The organism is Pseudomonas sp. PA27(2017), from assembly GCF_001945445.1.
In the GTDB taxonomy this organism is placed as follows: domain Bacteria; phylum Pseudomonadota; class Gammaproteobacteria; order Pseudomonadales; family Pseudomonadaceae; genus Aquipseudomonas.
Genome location: NZ_MSXW01000022.1, coordinates 279,890 through 304,271, shown reverse-complemented (window position 1 = coordinate 304,271; position 24,382 = coordinate 279,890). Strand labels below are relative to the sequence as shown.

General features: G+C 64.7%; 8 protein-coding genes and 1 pseudogene. 6 read left to right on the top strand and 3 right to left on the bottom strand.

Annotation, left to right across the window (positions count from 1 at the left end):
• Nucleotides 1-384: 384 nt before the first annotated feature.
• A complete protein-coding gene (locus BVH06_RS12375; RefSeq protein WP_075934252.1) occupies nt 385-876 on the bottom strand; it encodes a hypothetical protein in 492 nt (163 codons plus the stop codon).
• Nucleotides 877-1,074: 198 nt separating this feature from the next.
• On the opposite strand from BVH06_RS12375, the gene BVH06_RS12370 reads away from it, so the two are divergent.
• From BVH06_RS12370 to BVH06_RS26305, 3 genes and pseudogenes are all read left to right on the top strand, one after another.
• Nucleotides 1,075-1,623, top strand: coding sequence for a DUF4124 domain-containing protein (locus BVH06_RS12370; protein WP_075931164.1), 549 nt, complete (start codon nt 1,075-1,077; stop codon nt 1,621-1,623).
• A 258-nt stretch (nt 1,624-1,881) separates the two neighbouring features.
• Nucleotides 1,882-2,634: pseudogene (locus tag BVH06_RS26310) on the top strand (HAMP domain-containing protein); the annotation flags it as partial.
• Between the two features lie 18 nt (nt 2,635-2,652).
• Nucleotides 2,653-3,504 (top strand): methyl-accepting chemotaxis protein, encoded by an 852-nt coding sequence (locus BVH06_RS26305; RefSeq protein ID WP_371915288.1) that lies wholly within the window; start codon nt 2,653-2,655, stop codon nt 3,502-3,504.
• A gap of 7 nt (nt 3,505-3,511) precedes the next feature.
• On the opposite strand, the gene BVH06_RS12360 is transcribed toward BVH06_RS26305, so the two are convergent.
• Nucleotides 3,512-5,500: a sensor histidine kinase gene (locus BVH06_RS12360; protein WP_075931162.1), complete on the bottom strand. Its 1,989-nt coding sequence runs from the start codon at nt 5,498-5,500 to the stop codon at nt 3,512-3,514.
• A gap of 262 nt (nt 5,501-5,762) precedes the next feature.
• Between BVH06_RS12360 and BVH06_RS12355 the strand changes: the two genes are divergently transcribed.
• Nucleotides 5,763-6,386, top strand: coding sequence for a response regulator transcription factor (locus BVH06_RS12355; protein ID WP_256562786.1), 624 nt, complete (start codon nt 5,763-5,765; stop codon nt 6,384-6,386).
• 17 nt (nt 6,387-6,403) lie between these two features.
• Here the strand turns inward: BVH06_RS12355 and BVH06_RS12350 are convergent, their stop codons facing one another.
• Nucleotides 6,404-7,087 carry a response regulator transcription factor gene (locus tag BVH06_RS12350; RefSeq protein ID WP_075931160.1) on the bottom strand — a complete coding sequence of 228 codons (684 nt, stop codon included), beginning with the start codon at nt 7,085-7,087 and terminating at the stop codon, nt 6,404-6,406.
• Between the two features lie 222 nt (nt 7,088-7,309).
• On the opposite strand from BVH06_RS12350, the gene BVH06_RS12345 reads away from it, so the two are divergent.
• Both BVH06_RS12345 and BVH06_RS12340 read left to right on the top strand, forming a co-directional pair.
• Complete coding sequence (locus tag BVH06_RS12345; RefSeq protein ID WP_075931159.1) at nt 7,310-8,692, top strand: TolC family protein; 1,383 nt, start codon at nt 7,310-7,312, stop codon at nt 8,690-8,692.
• A 95-nt stretch (nt 8,693-8,787) separates the two neighbouring features.
• On the top strand, nt 8,788-24,339 hold the full coding sequence (locus tag BVH06_RS12340; protein WP_075934250.1) for a Calx-beta domain-containing protein: 15,552 nt from the start codon (nt 8,788-8,790) through the stop codon (nt 24,337-24,339).
• Nucleotides 24,340-24,382: the final 43 nt, after the last annotated feature.

Sequence of the window (24,382 nt, the reverse complement as noted above, 5' to 3'; positions counted from 1 at the left end):
ATCTATCAGGGCTACCTCAAGCGTGGGCTCAAGCGAACAGAAGCCCTGACCATCCTGGCCCGTAAACTCGCTCGTATCGCCTTTGCGCTGATGCAGAAGCAGGTCGATTACAACCCCGAAAAAGGGGGATCCTTGACATAGAATCTCCTACAATAATCGCAGGCAACCCACTGTCCGTGTAGGAGCGCCGAACCGGCGCGAAGCGATGGCGGCCTTGCTGCAGGACTGGCGTCGTACAGACGATTCGCCGCGGGTCGCGGCTCCTACAATAATTGCAGGCAATCCACTGCCCGTGTAGGAGCGCCGACCCGGCGCGAAGCGATTGCGGCCTTGCTGCAAGGCCTGCGTCGTACAGACCATTCGCCGCGGCGCGCCCTGATAGGATCAGACGCGCACACCGCCGCGGGCATTCTTCTTCTGCAGAATCTCCGACGCCTCGTTGTAGGCCGCCTGGAAGGTCTCGCTGCCGATCCACTGCACGGCGGCGTCTTCGTCTTCGTTGTGGAACAGGCTGCGATAGACGATCAAGAGACCCATCATGAAGTCGGTCGCCGCTTCCGGGTCTTCCTCGGCGACCACCAGCTCCAGCACCGGGTACTGCAGGAAAACCACGCACAGTGCGAGCAGGCTGACGGCCTCGGCCTTGTGCATCGCCTGGAACAGATCATCGAAGTGCGCCGGGTCGAAGCCGTTTTCCTCGATGTCCTTGAAGTCGAAGGTGCTCAGGTCGATCTCCACGTCATCGAAAGGCTCGTCGATCAGCGGGTTGGCCAGCACCGGGTGCACGACATTGGTTTTCGGCTTGTCCATACGGTTCTGCTTGGCCTTGGTCTTGGCCCGCTGGGCGCGTTTTTTCTGCTTGTCGGGGGAGGCCATGGTGGCGAAGTCCTCGTGTGGAGCTGAGAGCGGATGCGCATTGTATGCAGTCTTGCCCGCTCCGTTGCGCAACTTTATGAACGCCACTATGGTGCGGTTCGCAAATAGCACGCAGGCATTGCCGCCGCCCCTTGGCAAAGCCGTCGCCTGGTTCTAGATTGCCCGCAGCGCAGCCCGCGCTCCGCAAGGGACTTATCGATGATGCCCGCTCGCCAGATGCTCGCGATGCTCGTGCTCTGCAGCCTGTCTGCCCAGGCCCTGAGCCAGGTGTACACCTGGGTGGACGAGACCGGCCGGAAGCATTTCGGCAGCCAGCCACCGGCGGCCCAACAGGCCGAAGCGGTGACGATCAAGCCGGGCTACGCCGGTGAAACGCGCGCGCCAGCACCTGAAACGCCCGCCCAGGGCGCAGCGGCTGAGCCTGCGCCAGCCAAAGCGTCCAGACGCGAAATGTGCCAGAGCGCGATGCGCTGGACGGTCACCGACCTCAAGAATCTGCGCGAGATCGCCGAGGCGCGCAAAAGCGCCGGGCGCATCACCGCAGCTGAATACGCCCAGGCGCAAAAGAACCTGGCCGGTGTGGAGCAGCGGATCAGCCTGCAGGACTGCGTCACCAGTTCCGGCGAGGATCAGCAGCGCTACGAATGCCTGTCGAAGGGCGCCGGTGTGCTGGTGTGTTCCGGGCTGATGGCGGCGGCGATGGAGGAGGCCGAAGGCCAGGCCAGGCAGCGGGCCAGAAAGCCCTAGGCTCAGTACGAAAAGTACCTGCGCTCGGTGATGCTTCGTTAAAAATCGACTGGAGTGCCAGCCCAGTCGGCCTGCTCATTTATAGCCCGTAAACTCCGCGGCCTCACCGATTTTTGCCTCGCCTGACCTTCGCTCGGAGACTTTTCGTACAGACCCTAAGGCTGCATCTACCGGTCGGACGGCTGGTTATCTCGCTGCAATATATTTGTCATGCAACATTCATAAGCTCGTCGCACCTTCCTCCCGTTCGAGATTTCCATGAGCTTTGGTCGTTCGCTGCGTGCCCAATTGGTATTGCTGATTGGCGGTGGCCTGGTGTTGATGTTGCTAATTGCGTTGGCTGGTTTCGCGCTGTTGTCGCGCCAGTTGGATGGCTACGAGGCGCTGCTCAGCGGCCCGCTGGAAGAGGCGCGGCAAGTGGATGGTGCCAACCTGGCGTTCAAGATCCAGGTGCAGGAATGGAAGAACGTACTCCTGCGCGGTGGCGATGAAGCGCAGCGCAATCGCTACTGGCAGCAGTTCCAGGATGAAGAGAAGCGCGTGCAGACGCAGATCGGCCAACTGATCGATACGGCAGGGCGTGCCGATCTGCGCCAGCGGTTGAGCGCGCTGCGCGCCGCCCACGCCGAGATGGGCCAGGCCTATCGCCGTGGTTACCAGGCCTTTGCCGCGGCAGGCTTTTCTGCCCAGGCCGGTGATGCGGCGGTGAAGGGCATTGACCGAGCCACCACCGAGCAGCTGTCTTTACTGGTCGACGAACTGCACACGCTTAGTCAGGCCAGCGCCAGCCAGTTGAGCGAGATCGCCCAGCGCAGCGTGTTGTTCGGCAGCCTGGCGATGCTCGCGATCGGCGTGCTGCTGGCGCTGTTCAGCGCCTGGCTGGTCAACCGGCGCATTACCACACCGTTGTTGCAGGCTGCCGGGCAGCTCGAGCTGCTCAGCCGTGGGCAATTCGGTGAGCGCCTGAGTGAGGGCCGTGAAGATGAAGTCGGTCAGCTGGCCCAGGCTGCCAATCGCCTGCGCGAATTCATGCAGGCGCTGTCGCAGCAGTTACGTCGCGGCACCAGTGAACTGGATGCCGCCACCCAAGAGCTGAGCAGCGTAGCCGGGCATATCGGCCAGGGTATTCGTGACCAGTTCTCCCGCACCGATCAGGTCGCTACGGCGATGCACGAGATGAGCGCCACCGCCGAAGAAGTGGCGCGCCATTCGGCCAGCGCGGCGCGGGCCGCCGACGAGGCCGATCAGGCAGCTCAGGACGGTGAAACCACCATGGCCAGCACCATTGCCACCATCGAGAAACTGCATGGGGAAATCACCCGCACCGCCGAGGTGATCGCCCGGCTCGACAGCGACAGCGAGCGTATCGGCGGCGTACTGGAAGTGATCCGCGGTATCGCCGACCAGACCAACCTGCTGGCCCTCAACGCGGCCATCGAGGCCGCGCGCGCCGGCGAGGCGGGCCGAGGCTTCGCGGTGGTGGCCGATGAGGTGCGCAACCTGTCGTCACGCACCGCCAGCTCGATCAGCGAGATTCACCAGTTGATCGCCAACGTGCAGGGCGCCTCCAGGGAAGCCAGCGTCGCGATCGCTGCCGGGGCCCAGCAGAGTGCGGCCGGAAGGGCGCAGGTCGGCGTGGCGGGTGAGCGCCTGCACAGCATCACCCAGGCTGTGGAAGCCATCCGCGACATGAACCGGCAGATCGCCACTGCAGCGGAAGAACAGACCTCGGTGGCCGAAGATATTGCCCGCAACCTGGCTGAAATCGTCTCCATCGCCCAGAGCAACGAAGCCGACCTGCAGCGCAGCGAATCGGCGAGCCGTGCCATGCAGGGGCTGTCCGGCGACCTGTCGACGCTGGCGGCGCGCTTGCAGCGCTAGGCGACGATCAGGCTGCCACGGGCAGACTCAGGCGGAAGCGGATTGGGGCGCTTTCACCGCGACTTTCCAGGCAGATCTCGCCGTCGTGCAGTTCGGCAATACGCTTGACCAAGTGCAGGCCCAGGCCGGCACCTGGATGCTGTTGCGCCTGGCTGCCACGAAAGTATTTCTGGAATAGCTGCTCGGCCTGGTCGGCAGGAATCGCCGGCCCCTCGTTGACGACCTGAATATCGAGAAAACCCGCGTTGTCATCGAGTATCAGCTGCACGGTGGAGCCTTCCGGCGCATGGCGGTCGGCGTTGGCCAGCAGGTTGCGTACGGCGATTTTCAGCAGGCCGTCGTCACAGCGCAGCGTTTGTACACGGCTGAGGTTGCTGACGCTGAAGCGCTCGCTCGGCAAATCGCTGGTGATACGCTCGAGCAGCGGTTCCAGAGCGTGCTCGGCACGCCGTGCGATAGCGGCAGTGCCCTCCACGCGGTCGTTATTCAGATAGTCATCCACCAGCGAGAGCAAGCGTGTAGAGGCGTCGCGAATGTTCTGGCAGCGCTGCTCGTTGCGCTCCGGTGATGCCGACAGGTTGCGGGCGATCTGTTGCGCCGAGGTGCCAATGATGGCCAGCGGTGTACGAAACTCATGGGACACCATGGCCACGAACTCGCGTTGCTCCTCTCGCATGCGTTGCTCCTGCAGGAGCGCCTCGCGCAGCTCCGCCTCGAGCAGGGTGCGCTGGCTGATCTCTTCGCGCAGCTCCAGGGTGCGTTCGGTGATCTGCTGCTCCAGGCGGACGTTGTGGCTTTGCAGCAGCTCCTTGAAATCCGCCTGGGCCAGGCGCTTTTCCTCTTCCAGCTGCCGGTAGTGATGGATGATGCGCATGCTCATCAGCACCATGTGCAACAGAGTGCCGATAGCCAACGAGTTATCGGTGACGAACGAAGCCGGTACCAGCCCGAGGTTGCGCAGGAAGGCCATGAGGACCCCGGCGTAATAGACGCCGAACACCAAGAGGAAGAAGCGCGCAGGGCGATGCCCTCTGAACAGCAGCACCGTGGCCATGGTCACCAGAATGACGATGGTCAGCAGCGAGGTGGTTTGTACCAGTGGCGCGCCAAATTGGTAGTGACCCGCCAGGATCGCGCTCGCGCCAAGCCCGGCGATCAGCACACTGATTCCTTTCAGCACTTTGGGGAAATTGCCGAAGCCGGTGACCTGCAACTGCCGCATGGCAAAGATCAGCCCGATCGGTAGGCCCGCTGCCAGGCCACATCCCAGCAGGCGGTCGCTGAGCGAAACGGGCATACCGGTCAGTTGCTGTACCAGCCCGCTGCTGAGGCTTTCGATGAGCAGACAGCAACTGACGAACAACAGGTACCAGCCGCTTTCTGGGGCCGCGGTCATGCGCCAGAACAGCATGTGGAAGATGATCAGGGCCAGGTAAACGCCGAAATAAAGACCATAGGCCAGGTATTCGACGCGGGTTCGCTCGCCGAAGATCGTTTCGGGCAGCAGGCTGACGCTGACCGACATGGCGTTCTTGGTGGTGAGGCGTAAAAGCAGTACCTGCGTCTGTTCGGTTTCCAGTGTCAGCGGGAACGTCGGCGCGCGGTAATTCATCGGCCATTGCGTGCGCTCGAGCTCTTCACCACTGCGCAGGCGCTCGAGGTCGCCATCGTGCTTGAGGCTGTAGAGCTGCACGTCATCAAGCAGCGCATTGCTGAGTTTGAGCACCCAGGCGGGGGGTGTCGCTTGCCCGGCCTTGACCTGCAGTCGCAGCCAGATCACGTCGTGGGTGAAGCCGGCGTTGAGCGCCCCCGGTACGGGCCTCCAGGCATTGGAGGTCAGTGCCGCCTTGGCATCCAGGTTGCCCTGGGGGTCGTCCAGCCGTTCGAGAAAGCCATTGGTGCCCTGGGGGCGGGCGTCCAGTTGCACGGTGTCGGCCCAGGCCAGGCAGGGCCAGATGAGGCACAGCATCATCAGGTAACGGAGTGGACGAATCATCGGTCAGGTCTGCGAATTTTGAGGCAATGCAGGGGATTCTAACCGGCTGGCGAGCGGCGTCGACGCTGGCGCTCAGATTCGCTCGGTTTACTTTCGAAAGCTTCGCGTATGGTGGCGCCGAATTGGCCGGGACCCCTGGTCAGACCGGGAGTGCAGGCGCGTGGAGCGTTGCGAGAGTGTGCAGGTTGCAGCGCCGCAGACAAGGCTGCTGGCAGTCGAGGCCCTGGCGGGCAGCCTGCAAGGCGTCATTCTGCGTTTGCAGGTGCACCTGGGCGAGTTGCAGGTCGGGACCTTCGACAGCCTTCAAGATCTGGACGTCGTCATGCTCGCGCCGCATATCGTGTTGCTGGAGGTCGGCGAGCCGGGAGCCAGCGAGCTGGCCATGGCCGAACGCATGCAGCGTCTGTGGCCGGATATCGGGTTGATTCTGCTGATCGAACGCACACGCCTCGATCAGCGTTTGCGCGGTTATGCCTTGGGGGCTGACCACTGTCTGGATCATCCGTGTGCCGAAGAAGAGCTGCTCGGTGTCATCGAGGCGCTGATGCGGCGCCTGTCGATGCAGAACACTTCGGCGGGCGATTGCTGGGTTATCGATGCTCAGGCGCAGCGTCTGCATTTACCCGATGGCCGGGCTCTGGCGTTGAGCCGAAATGAATGCAGGGTACTGCAGTGCCTGGAACGCGCGCCCCAGCAAACCGCAAGCCGGCAACTGCTGGCCGAGTGCCTGGGGGCCAACTACATGACGTATGACGAGCGGCGACTGGAGGCCATCGTCAGCCGTCTGCGGCGCAAGATTGCCGATTTCGCTGGGCGCGAGGCGCCCATCCGGGCATTGCGTAATAAAGGCTACCTGTTCACCGGGAGCCTGCTGGCATGCAGGTGACCAACGCTCATGGCGGCTCAGGACTGGATCTGCACCCGCTCGTAGAAGCAGTACCCATTGTTACGCAGGGTCTTAAGCGGCAGCTCCACGCCGGTGGCCTGCTCGACGTTGCGGCGCAGGCGGCGAATCTGGGTGTCCAGGCGCCTCTGATCGTAGGTGAGGTAGTCCTCGTCGAGGGCCTTGACGATATCGCGTCGCGATACAGTTCCGCCTGCGTTGCGCATCAGGCAGTGCAACACCAGGGCGTCCTGATGGGACAGACGAACACCCTGCTGGTTGGGCGCGCGCAGCTCCCGCGGAGCCATGTCCAGGCGCCAGGGCAGGGCTTCGCGTTGCAGGCCAAGGCGGCGACGCAGAGCGTCGAGTACCGCGGCCAGTTCTACCAGGTCGCAGCCTTTGGGCAGGTAGTGGTCGGCACCCTGGCGCAGGCCGATGACGCGATGTTCGGTGGTGCCACGAGCCGTGAAGGCGACGATTCCCAATTTGCTGCCGGTGTCGCGCAGTTGGCTGATGAGGTCCAGGCCATCACCGTCCGGCAGGCCGAGATCGATGACGGCGAGCTGGTGACGACGATCGTCGTAGGCGCTGGCGAAGGCCGCGAGGCTGTCGGTGGTGGTAATGCGGTAACCGCATTCGCCGAGGAACTCTCCGAGCTCTTCGGCGAGCACCGGTTCGTCTTCGAGCAGGATGAGGTCGATCATGGCTATCGATTCGAACGGATTTACAAAAACGGGGCGTGCCAGCCCGATCCTCGGGTGACGATTTCCTGACAAGCCTAGCGAAGGCTAACCGATAAGCCAAAAAAAAGGCGGCCCGTTGGTAGGAATGTCAGCTTTTGTCAGTTTCGATGAGTGGCACAAAGCTAGTATGAAGAAAGGCCGGTTCAATCCCGGCCATCATGTTTACAAGGACGGGTATGCCCCATGTTGCCACGAATCAAACCAGCCTTCCGGGCGCGCCGAGAGCTGCTCGCCGCCTGTCTCGTCGTCTGCTCGGCCAGCGCTTCGGCCGACCAGGGCTTCGCCGCCAACCTTGATCGCATTCTGCGTGAGCACCAACTGGTGCGCATGGTGGACGCGGACACCGAGACTGCCCGTGAGCAGGTCGACGTCGAGAAGGCTGCCTACTATCCCAAGCTGACCGTGAACGCAGGTGCGGGGCGCCGCAACACCCAGCGTGAAGAGGGCACCGACGGTCGTTATGACCCGGTCGATGCGAGCGTGGGAATCAATCAGCTGATCACCGACTTCGGTGCCACTTCGTCGCGCGTTCAGGCCGCCAAGGTGGTGTTGAGCAAGGAAGAAGCCGAGCGTGAACTGCAGATCCAGAACCTGATCCTGGCCGCCATCGAGGCCCAGCTGCAGGTGATTCAGGCCGAGCGTACCCAGTCATACGCGCGTCAGTCCGAGCAGAACATCAAGCAGCAGACCTCCCTGGAGGATGCGCGCATGGAGGCCGGGCGTGGCTACGCCACCGACGTGCTGCAGGCCAAGTCGCAACTGGCCGGCGCCGAAGCCCGGCGGGTAATGGCCGACAACCGCATGCGCGAAGCGCTGAACCGCTATCGGGTGATCTTCGGCGAAGCGCCGATCACCCCTGAGCGTCTCGATGCGCTGGCCATCCCCCGTGACCGCCTGCCGAGTTCGGAAGAGGCCATCGTCGAGAACGTGCGCCAGCAGAACCCCGATCTGCTGGCGGCGATCAAGCGTGCCGACGTCACCCTGGCCGAGCGCGATGCTGCTCGCAATCGCGAGTTGATGCCTCGGCTGTCGTTCCGGTTGAGCCAGGAACACTACCAGGACTATGACGACACCCCCGGCTACCGCAACGACACCAAGGCCATGGTCAATTTCGACTGGCAGTTCGACCTGGGCATGCGCGCCAACTACGTGACCCGCGCGGCCGATCAGGCTATCGCCAGTGCCCAGGAAAAGGCCGACTACGTGCGTATCCAGGCCATGGAGGAAGCACGTAACGCCTGGGCTTCGTGGCAAACCTCGCGTGAGCGGGCCGAGCACCTGCGCAATCAGGTGAACATCGCCGAGAACTTCTTGGGCCTGGCGCGCAAGGAGCGCGAAATGGGGCGTCGCTCGCTGCTCGATATCCTCAATGGCGAAGTCGGCCTGATCAATGCGCAAAGCGACGCCACGGCTGCCGGCATCGACGAAATCATCGCCGCCTATCGCCTGCTGCGCGCCTCTGGCCAGTTGAACCTGGGCATCTTCCGGCAGCCGGGAATCATCGTACCGGCTGATCGTGCGCTGCCCGTCGCTGCGCTCGAAAACGGCGCCCCGGGCAAGCCTTGAGTCACCGCACACCATAAATCGTTGCAACGCGCGCACCTGGATCGGGTGCGTTGGCGCTTCCACAGGATAGGCTGTAAACAGCAGGAGTAGCCGAAATGGCTGAATTGACGAGCGCACAGATCGACACCCTGGTTCGTGCCGTACAGGTGGTGACGAATTTCCTCAACGGGCGTGCGCCCGAGGGCATCGACTCGCTCGAGCAGGCGCTGGCCAGCATGAGCCAGATGCTGCGTGCGGCCGGTATCGCTCCGCAGCTGGCCGAGAGCCTGCGCCAATCGGTTGCCGAGCAGGCGCGCGCTGCGGCCGATCAGCCGCAAGCGATCGAAGCCTCCTCCTGGCTACAGAACTGGATGGCGAATTCGGACATCCAGACCCAGCCCGTCGATGCGCGCAGCAACGAAGTGATGACTGACCCGCTGCCTCCGCTCGTCGCGCCCGTCAGCGCCGCGCCAATCGCGGCGCCGGCACCTTTCGCCAGCACCTACCGCCCGGAAATCACGGGGTTGTTCGGCCAGGACATCGCACGAGACCAGGCTACCGTCGCCTCTCAGCCGGAGCGCACCCAGCTGACCGGCGATCAGACCGGCAGCGGCATGTTGCCAGCCGGTGCTCCGCCGGAGCTGGCCATGCTCAACCTCGATGGCTTCGGTCCCGGCTTGTTGGGGGGGGTTACCCCAGGCATCGGCAATGGTACCGCAGGCCAGGGCACGGGCGGCGTCGCCGGCGGCGGGCTGGGCATCTTCCCGACCTTTCGTGACGACAGCGGTCTGGGCAGCAGCCTTACGGCCGGAACCGACCGTACCCAACCGCTCGACCGCACGCCCGTGCAGAACACCCCGCCCACGGGTAGCAGCCAATCTGCATCGGTCATTGCCGTCCAGGGCGGGGCCGCCGTGCTCGAAGGCGATACTGGCGACACCATGATCCTGGTGTTCACCGTGACCCGGAGCGGTGGCACTGGCGCTGCCCAGGTGCAGTGGGCACTCAGTGGCCTGGATGCGGCACTGTTCGGTGGCGCGTTGCCCAGCGGCGCAATCGCATTTGCCCAGGGGCAGACCCAGCAACAGATTCGCATCGAGGTGCCTGGCGACTATCTGGCCCAGGGCGACCGCACTGCCGTTGTGACCTTGAGCGGCCCGAGTGCCGGTAGCCAGCTCGGCCAGCCCAGCGCCTCGGTGCAGATTCTCGACAACGACGCCACCGTCAGCATCCAGGCTACCCGCCTGCAGGTGCTGGAAGGCGACGAGGGCGAGCAGCAGTTGCTGACTTTCGTGGTAACCCGCAGCAATGGTCGCGCCGAGGCGACCCTCGACTGGGCCGCCAGTGGCCTGGACGAGGCTGATATCGGTGGCACGCTGCCTTCCGGGAGCCTGACCTTCGGCGTTGGCGAGGTGAGCAAGACCATCAGCATCCCGCTGCTCGGCGACCGCGTGGTCGAGCCCAATGAAGTGCTCACGGTCAGCCTGAGCAACCCCAGCAGCAACCTGACCATCGTCACCGCTGACGCCACCACCACGGTACTCAACGATGACGGCCTGGTGTCCATTCGTGCCAATCAGACGCAGGTCGTCGAAGGCGACACCGGCACCACCACGACCATCAGCTTCACCGTTACACGTACCGATTCGCTGAGCAGCGGTTCGGTGCGCTGGTCGGTCAGCGGTGTCGACGCCGAGGATCTCGTCGAGGGCATCGATGGTGGCTTGCTGCACTTCGCTGCCGGCGAGACCAGCCGCGACATCGTCCTCACCGTGCGCGGCGATCGCGAGGTCGAAGACGACAAGACCTTGACCGTCAACCTGCAGAGCGAGCAGAGCAACCTGCGTGTTTCCGGCGGCAGCGCCAGCACGGTGATCGTCAACGACGACACCGGCGTGAGCCTGCGCGGCGTGACCATGGACGTGATGGAAGGCGGCCAGGGCCAGCAGACCGCGATCACTTTCATGGTCACGCGCTCCGAACTGCTGGATCAAAGCCTGACCATCGATTGGCGCTTCGTGCGCGTCGGCACCCATGCTGCCGATGCCAACGACTTCGCCGCCGGTCAGAACCTGCTCAACCTGGCTGACGGCATGCCCAGCGGCAATGTCACCTTCGCAGCCAACGAAACGCAGAAACTGGTCACCGTTTGGGTCAAGGGTGACAACCTGGCGGAGATGGACGAGACCTTCGGTATCGTTCTCAGCAACCCGCCGGCCGGTGTGCAGATCATCAACGGCGAAGCCTACGGCACCATCCGCACCGACGAGTCGGTGTACAGCATCGAAGCCGTGACGCCGTCGACCGTCGAAGGCAACGGCACGGGCGGCGTGCAGGCTTTCGTCGTTACCCGCACCGGCAACATCAGCAGCGCCGGGCAGATCGGCTACCAGATCGCCGGCTATGGCGAGTTGCCGGCTGACGTCAACGACTTCGCTGCCGGCCAGGCCATGAATGGCACCGTGCAGTTCGCCGCGGGCGAGAGCAGCAAGGTCATTTACGTGCGCCTGAACGGGGATACCCAGATCGAGGGCGCCGAGAGCTACACCGTGTCGTTGCAGGCCCAGGACGCCAACAGCCAGATCGATGTCGGTGCGGCGCTGGCAACGATCGATTCGGACGACCAGGCCGTTTCCATCGTCGCGCGCAATGCCAACGTGCGTGAGGGCACTACCGGCACCACGCCCCTGGAATTCGTGGTCACCCGCAGCGGTGAACTGTCGCTGCCGGGTACGGTGCAGTGGCGCGTGCAGGGCTTTGGCAACAACCCGGTGGATGCAGCCGATTTCGGCGGCACCTGGCCGTCCGGTACGGTGCAGTTCGCCCCGGGCCAGAGCAGTGCGGTGATTCGTTTCAGCGCTACCCCTGACAGCCAGTTCGAGCCTACCGAAGGGTTGCAGGTGGTGATCAGCAGCACCACACCCGGCATGACCGTGATCCAGGATCGCGCCAACGGCAGCTTGATCAACGACGACGCGCGGCTGAGCCTCGATGGTAGCGGGCTGGTGGCGGCCGAAGGCAATAGCGACATGCCGCGCTCGCTCAATTTCACCGTACAGCGCCAGGGCGACCTGACCCAGAGCGTCAGCGTCGACTGGCGCCTGGTGTTCGGAAACGGCGCCAACGCCGCCAATGCGGCCGACTTTCTCAATGGCACGGCCTTCAACGGCACCCTTGAGTTCGGTCGTGGCGTGCAGAGCCTGGTCGTGACCCTGCCGCTGTCGCCGGACAACCTGGTAGAGCTGGATGAAAGCTTCCAGGTGGTGCTCAGCAATCCGAGCCCCGGTGCGGAAATTTCCGTCGGATCTGCCACTGGCCTGATTCGCAACGACGACGTGGTGTTCAACCTGTTGTCCCAGGCCAATAGCCTGGAAGGCAGCGGCGGCAGTCACGAACTGCGTTATGTGGTCGAGCGTAGCGGCGACCTGAGCGGCAGCGACACCATCACCTGGAGCCTGGCGCCGGGCGCCAGCAATGGCGTGAGCGGCAGCGACTTCGTCGGGGGCGTGCTGCCCAGCGGCACCTTGGTATTTGCCGCCGGTGTCGATCGCATGGAGATCGTCCTGCACATCGCCACCGACTCGCAGCTCGAGCCTGACGAAAGCTTCGTGATCAGCCTCGGTACCCCTGGCCCGGGCGCTACGGTAGGCAATGGCAGCGTCAACGGCATGCTGCTCAATGACGACCAGCAGTTCGCTATCCAGGCGCAGACCGCCAGCGTTGCCGAAGGCGGCGACGGTCAGGCGGCGCAACTGAATTTCCTGGTCAACCGCACCGGCTACCTGAACGGCACCGGTAGCGTGGCCTGGCGCGTGGTCGGCGAGGGCGGCAACCCGGTGGACGGCGCCGATTTCGTCGGCGGCGTGCTGCCGACCGGCGTACTCAACTTCACCAGCGGCCAGACCAGCCAGACCATCAGCCTGCAGGTGGCGGGTGACTATCGCCTGGAGGCCAGCGAAGGCCTGCGCGTCGAGCTCTACGACCCGTCCACGGGCGCCAGCCTGGGCAATGCCTCAGCCACCGCGACCATCACCAACGATGACACCGGCCTGGCCATCGCTACCACCCGTAGCGGCCTGCTCGAGGGCGATGGCGGCAGCGTCATCCATGAATTCACCGTGACCCGCTCCGGCGTCACCACGGGCACGACCAGCGTCGACTGGAGCCTGTCCGGCCAGGTCGATGCGGCGGACTTCGTTGGCGGCGTGCTGCCGTCCGGTACCGTCACCTTCGCCCCGGGCGAGACCAGCAAGGTCATCCAGATCGCCGTGCGTGGCGACCGCGACGTGGAGGGCGACGAGTCGTTCACCGTGACTCTCGGCAACGCCAGCGGCCATGCCGACATCCTGGAGGGCGAGGCCCAGGGCAATATCGTTTCCGATGACATTGGTATCAGTATCCAGTCCCAGCAAAGCGCGGTGGACGAAGGCGCGGCCGGCGAAACCCAGGTGCTGCGCTTCACCGTGACCCGTAGCGGCGATCTGTCCGGCCCGGTTAGCGTGACCTGGGCCGCCAGCGGCCTGCAGGCCGACGATTTCGCGGCCGGTACGGCGCTCAATGGCCTGGTGGAATTCGCAGCCGGTGAAACCAGCAAGGTGATCGAGCTGACGCTGACCGGTGACGCCGTGCTGGAAAGCGACGAAACCCTGACGCTGACGCTGGGCAATCCGCTTTCCAACCCGGCCCATGGCCAGACCCAGCTACTCATCGATACCGCCAGCACCCTGGTGCGTAACGATGACCTCGGCCTGTCCATCGCTGCCGACCAGGCCAGCGCCGCCGAAAGCGATGCGGGCCAGGAGCGCAGCTTCACCTTTACCGTGACCCGCAGCGGTGACCTGCGCGCCACCAGCGTCGACTGGAAAGTCGCGGTTGGGCAGGGCGTCGATGCCGCCAGCCTGGCCGACTTCGTTACTGGTCAGGATGCACTCGGCGCTAACGCCGGTCTGCCGTCCGGCACCGTGGCTTTTGCCGAAGGCCAGGCCAGCGTGCAGATCACCGTGCGTGTGGCCGGCGATGGGCACATCGAACTGAATGAGACCTTCGGCGTCGAGCTCCAGGCCCGCGATGGCAACACCGAACTGACGGTAGCCAGTGCCGAGACCCGTATCGACAACGACGACATGGGCTTCTCCATCACCCCACTGGCCGCCGACAAGGCCGAAGGCCACAGCGGCACCACCCCGTTCACCTTCACTGTGACGCGCGCTGGCGACCTGGCCTCGGCTGCCCTGGTGGACTGGTCGCTATCCGGCATCGCCAATGCCGCGGATTTCGCTGCCAGCAGCGGTACCCTGAGCTTCGCCGCCGGCGAGGCGAGCAAGACCCTGACCATTCAGGTGAACGGCGACCTGCAGGTTGAGGCCGACGAAGCCTTCACCGTTACCCTGAGCAATGCCCGCCTGGACGACGGCACGCCGCAGGCCGTGGTCGATGGCACGGCCGATGGGGTGATCCGCAACGACGACCAGGGTTTCTCGGTGAACGCCGAGCAGGCCAGCATCAGTGAGGGCAACAGCGGCAGCAAGACGGTGATCTACACCATCGTGCGTAGCGGTGATCTCAGCGGCAGCGCCACTGTCGACTACCAGATCACCGGCAGCAACGGCGGCGACGCGGCCGACACCCTCGGCGGCTTGCCGACCGGCAGCCTGACCTTCGCTCCTGGCCAGTCCGAGCGCACCGTCAGCTTTATCTTGCGCGGCGATACCCGTGTGGAGGCCGACGAGGCGTTCACCCTGACCCTGAGCAACCCCAGCGCCGGCATCCTGATCAAGGCCAGCGACAGCACCCTGGTCACCAACGACGACACCAACTTCAGCATCAGCGCGCCGGCTGCACAGAGCGAAGGCGCCACGGGGGATGTCAGCGAATTTACCTTCACCGTCACGCGCACTGGTGTGACCACTGGCACAGGCTCCGCGCAGTGGCGCCTGGATCCGGCCACTGGCATCAATGCCAGCGATTTTCAAGGCAGCCAGGATGCACTTGGCAACAACGCCGGGCTGCCCAGCGGCACGGTCAACTTCGCCGCCGGTCAGACCAGCCAGACCATCACCATCCGCGTGCGTGGCGACAACACCGTGGAGAGCAACGAGTCGCTGCAGGTGTCGTTGTTCAACCCGGTTGGCGGCACCATCGAGGCGGGCGAGGGCACGGCCAGCACTCAGGTGCTCAATGACGACGCCAGCTTCAGCATCGCCGCCAACGCCACGACGCAGGCAGAAGGCAATAGCGGCGAGCGCGACGTGATCTTCACCGTGACCCGCAGCGGTTCGTTCAGCGGTGCCAGGGACATGACCTGGGCACTGAGCGGTGGTTTGAACGCCAGCGATCTGGGGGCTGGTCAGGCCTACAGCGGGACGCTCAGCTTCGCCGATGGCCAAAGCACCGCCAGCGTGGTGATTCGCGTGCGTGGCGACTCCAGCGTCGAGGGTGACGAGGCCGTCACCGTGACGCTTTCCAACCCGTCGGCGAATGCCAGCATTGGCACCGCCAGCGCCACAACGACGCTGACCAACGACGATGCGTCGCTGAGCATCAGCGCGTTTTCGGCAGACAAGGGCGAGGGCAACAGCGGCTACGTCGAATTCACCTTTACCGTGACCCGCGCCGGCTATACCAGCCAGGTCAGCACGGTCGACTGGCGTGTCGACCCCAGTATCGCCAACTCGGTGAACGCTGCCGACTTCTTTGGTAGCCAGGCCGGTGGCGTGTTACGCGATGTCGACGGCATTCCGTATGGCAGCGTGACCTTCGCCGCCGGCGAAACCAGCAAGACCATTACCCTGCGCGTGGCGGGCGACAGCCAGCTCGAAGGCAACGAAACGCTGCGGGTGCTGCTGGAAAACGCCTCGCCGGGCAACGAGATCACCACGGCCAGTGCCGATGGCGTGGTACGCAACGACGATGCCGAGTTGAGCATTATCGGCACCCTGTCGCGCAGCGAGGGCGATGCTGGGCATGGCACCGGGGCGTTCTTCGAATACACCGTCACCCGCACCGGCAACCTGAACCAGACCAGCACGGTCGATTGGGCCGTGCAGCATGTCGATACCGACTACCTGGACTTCACCAACGGCTCGGTGAACCTCAATCCGTCCGGCACCGTGACCTTCCTGGCGAACGAGACCAGCAAGACCTTCCGCGTCTACGCCTATGGCGACACCGGGGTCGGCAGCGTGGAAGGCAACGAGCGCTTCAACCTGGTGCTGAGCAACCCCAGCGGTGGCACCTCGATCGGCAGCAGCGGCAGCGTGCAGAGCACCATCGCCAACGATGACACGCGGGTCACCATCGAGTGGGCGCAGGCACGTCAGGCCGAGAAGATCGACGGCGAGACCACCACCTACACCATTACCCTGACCCGCAGTGGCGATACGGCCAAGGCTTCCAGCCTGAGCTGGAACCTCAGCGGGCAGGATGTCTACGAATTCGCCAGCGGCCGTTGGGAAGCCGCGGTCGACGGTGCCGATTTCGTCGGCGGCAGCCTGCCGTCGGGTACGGTCAACTTCGCCAATGGCGAAACCAGCAAGACCATCACCATCAGCGTGCGCGGCGACAACGTCATCGAGGACGACCAGTGGTTCAAGGTGCAGTTCACCAATACCGGCGGTATCGATGAGCTGCGCGCGCCGCAGACTGGTAGCCAGAACATCTACACCTCCGATACCACGCTGCAGAACAACACCAGCGCGTCCACCGTCTACCTGTTCGGCGAGGTTCAGCGCGACGAGGCCGAGTTCTACATCCAGGACACCCCCACCACCGGGCGTGAACGTTTCGAGGGCGATACCGTTGCCGATGGCGGCAGTGCGGCCGATGGCTATATCGAGCATACCTTCGCGGTCTATCGCACCATTTCCACCGCCGGCCCGGCCTGGGTCGACTGGGCGGTGCAGACCAGTGTCAGCGGCTATACCGCGATGGACACCGATGATTTCGCGCCAAATGAAGCGCTTTCCGGGCGCCTGTCCTTCGTCGATGGGCAGTCGGTCGGTTATGTGACCATTCGCACCCGTGTGGACGACCTGGGCGAGTACAACGAGGCCTTCCGCCTGTACCTGAACCAGGCCAGCCCGGGCAGCAGCATCCAATCCGGCTCGACGGCCAACCCCGGCTATGCCAACAACTATGCGGTGCTGAAGAACGACGACACGCGCTTCGACGTCAGCAGCGAGCATGTTGCCGAAGGCGCCGACCTGGTCTTCACCATCACCCGCGAAGGCGACCAACGCGGTCGCGACTCGGTGGACTGGAAAATCGTCCTGGGCGGCTCGGAAACCGGCAACGAATCCAACAACGTGCGCAGCGACTGGTACAAGCTCGACCCGGCCGACCTGGACATGAGCGCGATCCTGGCCAATAACCCCGGCCTGTCGTGGGACGCCGCCACGCGCACGCTCAGCGGCAGCTTCACCTTCCTCGATGGCGAGCTGACCAAGACCGTCACCCTCTACACCGTCAACGACACGCTGACCGAGACCTGGCGTGAAGAAGTCAAGATGGAGCTGAGCAACCCGCAGAATCTCGATGGCGACATCGAGACGCCGGCGCTCGGTTACAACCAGGGGGGGTGGGTGCTGAACGACGAGCCGGCAGCCCTGCTCGGCGTGACCAGCAGCACCAGTGAACTGTTCGAGGGCAACACCGGTAGCACCAGTGTCACCTTCACCATCACCCGTACCGCGCAGCCTGGCGGCAGTGTGGACTACGCCAGCAGCGTGGCCTGGCAGATCGTCGGCAGCAACATCAACTGGGGCGGCGGCAATGGCGGGGCGCAGGTAAGCAGCTACGGCGGCGACGCTGCAGCGGTGACTTCGCCTTATTTCAACACCACCTATGGCGTGGTGAACTTCGCCGCGGGCGAGACCAGCAAGCAGGTCACGGTGACCTTCCCGGGCGACACCGTGATCGAGCCGGATACCTTGCTGAACTTCTCGCTGATCTCGCCGAACGATGCCTACAGCCATCCGTTCATCAGCTCGCAGTACCGTGACGAGTACGGCCCGACCGGCCTCGACCCGGCGCAAAGCAGTGCCAGCACCACCCTGAAGAACGACGATATCCGCCTGTGGGTCGGTTATTTCGGCAACGCCGATCCGGTCGCCAGTGGCTACGAGGGGCAACCGCTGAACTTCACCATCGTGCGCAACGGGCGCATGGATAACGCGCTGACCATCGGCTACACCCTGACCAACGGCACCACCAGCAACGCCGATTTCGTCAGCCTGAGCGGTACCTTCACCGTGCCGGCCGGGCAATACAGTTACAACGTCTCGCTGCTCGACCTGCTCAAGGCCGACGGCATCATCGAGAACACCGAAGGCTTTACCCTGCGTCTCAATGCCCCGGCCGACAGCGCCGGCTCCAGTGTGCGTTTCGCCAGCGATGCGTCGCTCGCCAGCGGCTCCAGCAGCATGAACGTCACCGGTACCCTGTTGGAAAGCGATACGCGTTACACCGCCACGCCAACCACTGCCAGCCAGAGCGAGGCGGATGCGGGCCAGACCACCACCTATTCGCTGACGGTCAACCGTACCGGCTACACCGGTGTCGGCTCGGTGAAGTGGCGTGTCGAAGGTGTTGGCGCGAATCCGGTCGATGGGGCGGACTTCCCCGGCGGCGTGCTGCCCAGCGGTACGCTGACCTTCGCCAATGACATGATGACCGGCAACATCAATATCGTCGTGCGCGGCGATGGTCAGGTCGAGAACAACGAAGGCTTCCGCGTGGTGTTCTACGAGGAGACCCTCAACAGCGCCGGCATCGTCAATCGACCAGTCAGTGGCCAGAACAGCCCAGACCTGACCATCGTCAACGATGACACCGGCATCAGCATCGCCGATGCCTCGATCACCGAAACCGATGCCAATCAGACCCTGACCTTCACCGTGACTCGTTCTGGTGTCACCACTGGCGCCTCCAGCCTGAGCTGGTCGCTGCTGCACGACAGCACCAACGCCGCCGATTTCACTGGCCCCCTGAGTGGCAATCTGTCCTTTGCCGCCGGCGAGACCAGCAAGACCATCACGGTTACCGTGGTCGGCGATGTTACCCCGGAGCAGGTCGAGAACTTCCGCATCGTCCTGGGCAACCTCAGCAGCGACATCAGCGACCCGATCCGCACCAGTGCTACCGGCACCATCCGCAACGACGACTCGAGTTTCTCCATCGTCGCCGGCCCGGCGGCGCAGGAGGGCCAGGCGCAGACCTTCGTCATCAGCCGCAGCCACGACACGGTGCAGAGCCAGACCATCAACTGGCAGATCCTGCTCAACGGCAGCGCCAATGCAGCGGACCTGGCCGGCCAAGCGATGTCCGGTTCGGTGACCTTCGCCCCGGGCGAACTGACCAAGACCATCAGCGTGCAGTCCAGCCAGGACGCCGTGGCCGAGGCCGACGAGACTTACAGCGTGCAGATCACCCTGGGCACGGGTACCACGGGCGACACCATCACCCAGGCCACCGCCGAGGGCACCATTCTCAACGACGATGCGGCCTTCAACATCGTGGCTGGGCAGACCGAGCTGGCCGAGGGGCACAGCGGCACTACGGCGTTCACCTTCACCGTGCAGCGCAGCGGCGACACCAGTGGCAGTGCCAGCGTCAACTGGCGCTTGGGGTCGGCGCAGGCTGGCGTGGCCGATTTCGCCACGGCCGATCAGTTGGGCGACAACAGCGGCCTGCCGAGCGGCAGTCTAACGTTCGCCGATGGCGAGTCGAGCAAGACCATCACCGTGCTGGTCAACGGCGATACCCAGGTGGAAGGCGACGAAGCCTTTCAGATCGTGCTGGGCAACCCGGTCGGCGCGCAGATCCAGACCGGCAGCGCCAGCAGCATCATCGTCAATGACGATGCCAGCATCAGCATCGCCGCCACCGACGCCAGCAAGGCCGAGGGTAACAGCGGCACCACCGCATTCACCTTCACCATCACCCGTAGCGGCTCGCTGGATCAGCCGAAGACCGTCGACTGGGCCGTGATTGGCAGCGGCGTGCACCCGGCGGACGGCAGTGACTTCGCCCTGGGCGTGCTGCCTTCCGGCTCGCTGGTGCTGCCGGCGGGGCAAGCCAGCGTCACCCTGACCATCAACGTGCGCGGCGATGTGCTGGCCGAGTACGACGAAGGGTTCAGCGTGGTGCTGAGCAACCCGTCCAGCGGCCTGTTGATCAGCCAGGCCAGCGCCGAGGGCCTGATCCGCGCCGACGACGTGGTGATCGACGTCGCTGCACCGGCCGCCCAGGCCGAAGGCGATGACGGCCAGACCACCTGGTTCGACTTCGTGCTCACCCGCAGCGGCAAGCTGTCGGGCACGGAGACCATCAACTGGAGCGTGGCCGGCATTGGCGCCAATCCGGCCTCGGCGGATGACTTTCTGCAGACCAGCGGCAGCGTGACCTTCGTCGCCGGCCAGGAGCAACTGACCATCCGCGTTCCGGTGCGCGGCGATTACAGCGGCGAGGTCAACGAGGATTTCCGCCTGAGCCTGAACAGCGCCGATGGCGTGGTGTTCACCCAGGCCACGGCCGATGCCACCATCGTCAACGACGACGTATCGCTGACCCTCGTGGCCAGCGATGCGCGTCACGTCGAAGGCCATGATGGCCTGCAGACCGTCTACACCTTCACCGTCAGCCGCAGTGGCAACCTCGATCTGGCCACCAGCGTGGACTGGAGCCTGCAGGGGCTGGCCGACGCTGCCGACTTCCTCGGCGGCGTACTACCCAGTGGCACGCTGAATTTCGCCTCGGGCGATACCGGCAGCCAGACCATCAGCATCACCGTCATCGGTGATCGTGCGGTCGAGCCGGACGAAAGCTTCCAGGTGGTGCTCGGCAACGCCTCGGCCGGCTCCGACATCAAGGTCGGCAGCGCCACCGGCACCATCGTCAGCGATGACGTGCACTGGAGTATCGGCGTGGCCGCAACGCCGGTCGAAGGTGACAATGGCGCCACGGGCTACCAGTTCCTGGTCACCCGTACTGGTAGCGGCCTGGCCACGACCCTGGCCTGGAGCGTGGCCGGCAGCGGCGTCAATCCGGCTTCGGCGGATGATTTCTCCGGCGGCCAGTTGCCGTTCGGCAACCTCACCTTCGCCGAAGGGCAGATGAGCCAGACCATTACCGTCTGGGTCGCTGGCGACAATCAGCTGGAGCCCGACGAAGGCTTCACCGTCAGCCTGCAGGCGCCGAGCGACAGCCTCAGCCATACCTTCGCCAACCAGCAGGTGACTGCGCTGATTCGCAACGATGACGACGTGTTCGCCATCGCCCCGCGCGCCGCTGATGGCGTCGAAGGCACCACACTGACCTTCACTGTGACCCGCACCGGCAGCACCGAGGGCACCTCCACGGTCAACTGGCGCATCAACCATGGCGACACCGATGTCAGTGACTTCTTCGCCACCAGCGGCACGCTGACCTTCGCCGATGGGCAGAGCGAGATGGTACTGAGTATTCCGGTGCGCAGTGATCGCGACGTCGAAGTCGACGAGCATTTCAGTGTCGAGCTTTACCAGCCGGGCGCTGGCAGCAGCGTCGATGCCGGCGCCGGCAGTGCGGCGGGGGTGATTCGTAACGACGACATCGACCTGACCCTGGCCAGTGTCGTCGCACAGGTTCATGAGGGCGATAACGGCACGCCGGGACGCCTGCATTTCACCGTGACCCGTAGCGGTGATACCAGCGGCCAGACTTCGGTCGACTGGCAGGTGCAGGCCGGCTCAGCCAGTGCAGCCGATTTCCCCGGCGGCGTACTGCCGTCCGGCTCTGTGATATTCGCCGCCGGTGAAACCCACAAGGACATCTACATCGATGTGCTCGGCGATGGTTTCGACGAAGGCGACGAGTCGTTCACCCTGCACCTGTCCAACCCGACCGGCAACACCGACATCGTCGGCAACGATCAGGTCGGCACCCTCGTCAACGACGACGACAGCCTGGCCCTGAGCGTGGTGACCCGTGAGCTGGTCGAAGGCGACAGCGGCCTGACCCTGTTCACCTTCCGTATCGACCGTACCGGAAGTGCCGTGGGCACCGCCAGCGTCGACTGGCGTGCAGCCGGTATCGGCGCGCATCCGCTGAGCGACGCCGAGTTCGCCGCGCTGACCGGCACCGTGCAGTTCGCCGATGGCGAAACCAGTAAAACCTTTACCGTCGCCGTGCGCGGCGACGAACTGGGCGAGGAAGACGAGAGCTTCGCCGTGCAGCTGGAGAACCCCAGCTACGGCTCCACCATCACCACCGGCCCGGTCAGCGCCGTGGTGCTCAACGACGACCCGGTGCTGTGGATCAGCGCCGACGCCGCCACGGTGGTGGAGGGCAGCGATGGCATGCAGACCCCGGTGACCTTCACCGTCACCCGCGGTGGTGACCTGTCCGGCCCGGCCAGCGTGCTCTGGGAGGTGCTGCCGTCAGGCGCCAACCCGGCCAATGCCGAGGACTTCGGCGGTATCTACGTCAGTGGCGTGGTCGCCTTCGGGGTGGGTGAGACCAGCAAGACCATCACCGTGTGGGTGGATGCCGATACCCTCGGCGAGCAGGACGAAACCTTCTCCGTGGTGCTCAGTGATGCCGAAGGCGCCACCATCCTCACCGGCGAGGCAAGCGTCACCATCCTCAACGATGACCGTGGCCTGAGCATCGCCGCCTTGGGTAGCGACCGCCAGCGCGAGGGTGATACCGGTGACATCACCGAATTCGTCTATCGTGTGGAGCGCGTCGGTGACAGCGCCGGCAGCGTCAGCGTCGACTGGTCGCTGCGCGGCAACGGCACCTATCCGGCCAACGCCGGCAGTTTCGACGGCGGCGTACTGCCTTCCGGATCGCTGGTATTCGCCGATGGCGAAACCCACAAGGACCTCGTCATTCGCGTGCGTGGCGACGATGTACTCGGCCCGGATCAGGGCTTCGAGGTGGTGCTCAGCGAGCCGCAGGGCATCGACCTGATCAACGACCGTGCCAGTGGCACCATCGTCAACGACGACAACCAGTTCGCCATCCGCGTGGTGGATAGTGTGCTGGCCGAAGGTAATGGCGGCGCCACCACGGTGTTCCGTTTCACCGTGACCCGCAGTGGCGATACCGCCTCGAGCGCCAGCATCGACTGGTCGGTGGCCGGCAGCGGCGCTGCTCCGGCGGACGGCAGTGATTTCGTCGGTGGTGTGCTGCCCACCGGAACCCTGCAGTTCGCCGCTGGTGAGACCAGCAAGGTGCTGGAGATCGTCGTCAACGGTGATGACCTGGGTGAGTCCGACGAGCAGTTCACGGTGCAGCTATCCAGCAGTGGCGGCGGCAGTAGCGTCAACCCGCTGCAGGGCAGCGCGCGGGCGACCATCCAGAGCGACGACGTCGCCGTGACCGTACTGGCGCTGGACAACAGTCGTCTGGAAGGCGCTCCGGGTACCACCACGCCGCTGACCTACCGCATCCTGCGCGCCGGGCCGGATGGTGCGGCACTGACCATCGGTTACAGCATCGTCGGGGCGGTAGACGCCAACGATTTCACCATACCGCTGACCGGCACCATCACCCTGGCAGCCGGTGTGTCGGAGATGATCTTCAGCCTGCCGATCCGCGGTGACTCGCTGCGTGAGGGCGACGAGTCGTTCAACCTCACCTTCACTCATCCGGCCATCGCCGGTGGCGCCACCACCCTCGGTGGCACCATCCGCGACGACGACCTGGGCCTGGCCATCACCGGCCCGGACAGCCTGGTGGAAGGCGACAGTGGCCTGCAGACGGTCACCTACCAGCTGACGCGCAACCCCACGGGCAGCGCCGAAACCTTCTACTGGAGCGTCACGCCGGGTGCGGGGCAGGGCGTGGACGCCGATGACTTCGGTGGCACCCTGCCGGCGGGCAGCGTCACCTTCGCCGCCGGCAGTACCACGGCCAGCTTCAGCTTCCAGGTCAGTGGCGACCGTGCCGTGGAGGCCGACGAGATGATGTCCATCGTGCTGCGCGCCACGGCCAACAGCCCATACGTGCTGATCAGCAAGGACGTGGTGCTGCGCAATAACGACCAGGCCGGGGCCGGCGACGACCTGCTCACCGGGACGGCGGGTGCCGACAACCTGTCCGGCCTGGGTGGCAACGACCGGCTGTTCGGCGGTGCCGGCAGCGATGTACTCAACGGCGGCGATGGCGACGATCTGCTGGTCGGTGGCGCAGGGGCCGACGTGCTGAGCGGCGGGGCGGGGGCGGATCGCTTCCACTACAGCTCGCCAGCCGATGGCATGGACGCGATCCTCGACTTCCAGGCCGGGGTTGACCACCTGACCTTCGACCCCACTGCATTCGGTGGCCTGAATAGCCTGACCTCGGTGTCGCAATCCTTCACGGGGGACATCATGGACACCCTGGCGCAGCTGGCCGGGCAGGGCAACGCCGACGTCTATCGCGTCAGCTTCGCGCCTGGGCAGTTCCAGTTCGGTACCGGCAGCAATGGGCATCTGGACGAGTTGGAGGCGGCGATCAGCGGTAATGGGCAACACAACGGTGCCGCCTTCTTCCTGATCTCCAATGGTGATGTCACGCGGCTCTACTACGATGCTGATACCGCCAGCGGTAGCGATGGCAGCGGCCTGGTGGCGCTCGCCGAGCTGGCTAACCAGCCCGATGCGCACAGCCTGCCGCAGGACATCATCCAGCCCTACACGGTGTAACCCCTTTCCCTGCGCGGTCGTGCGCAGGGAGCTTTTCCCGAGT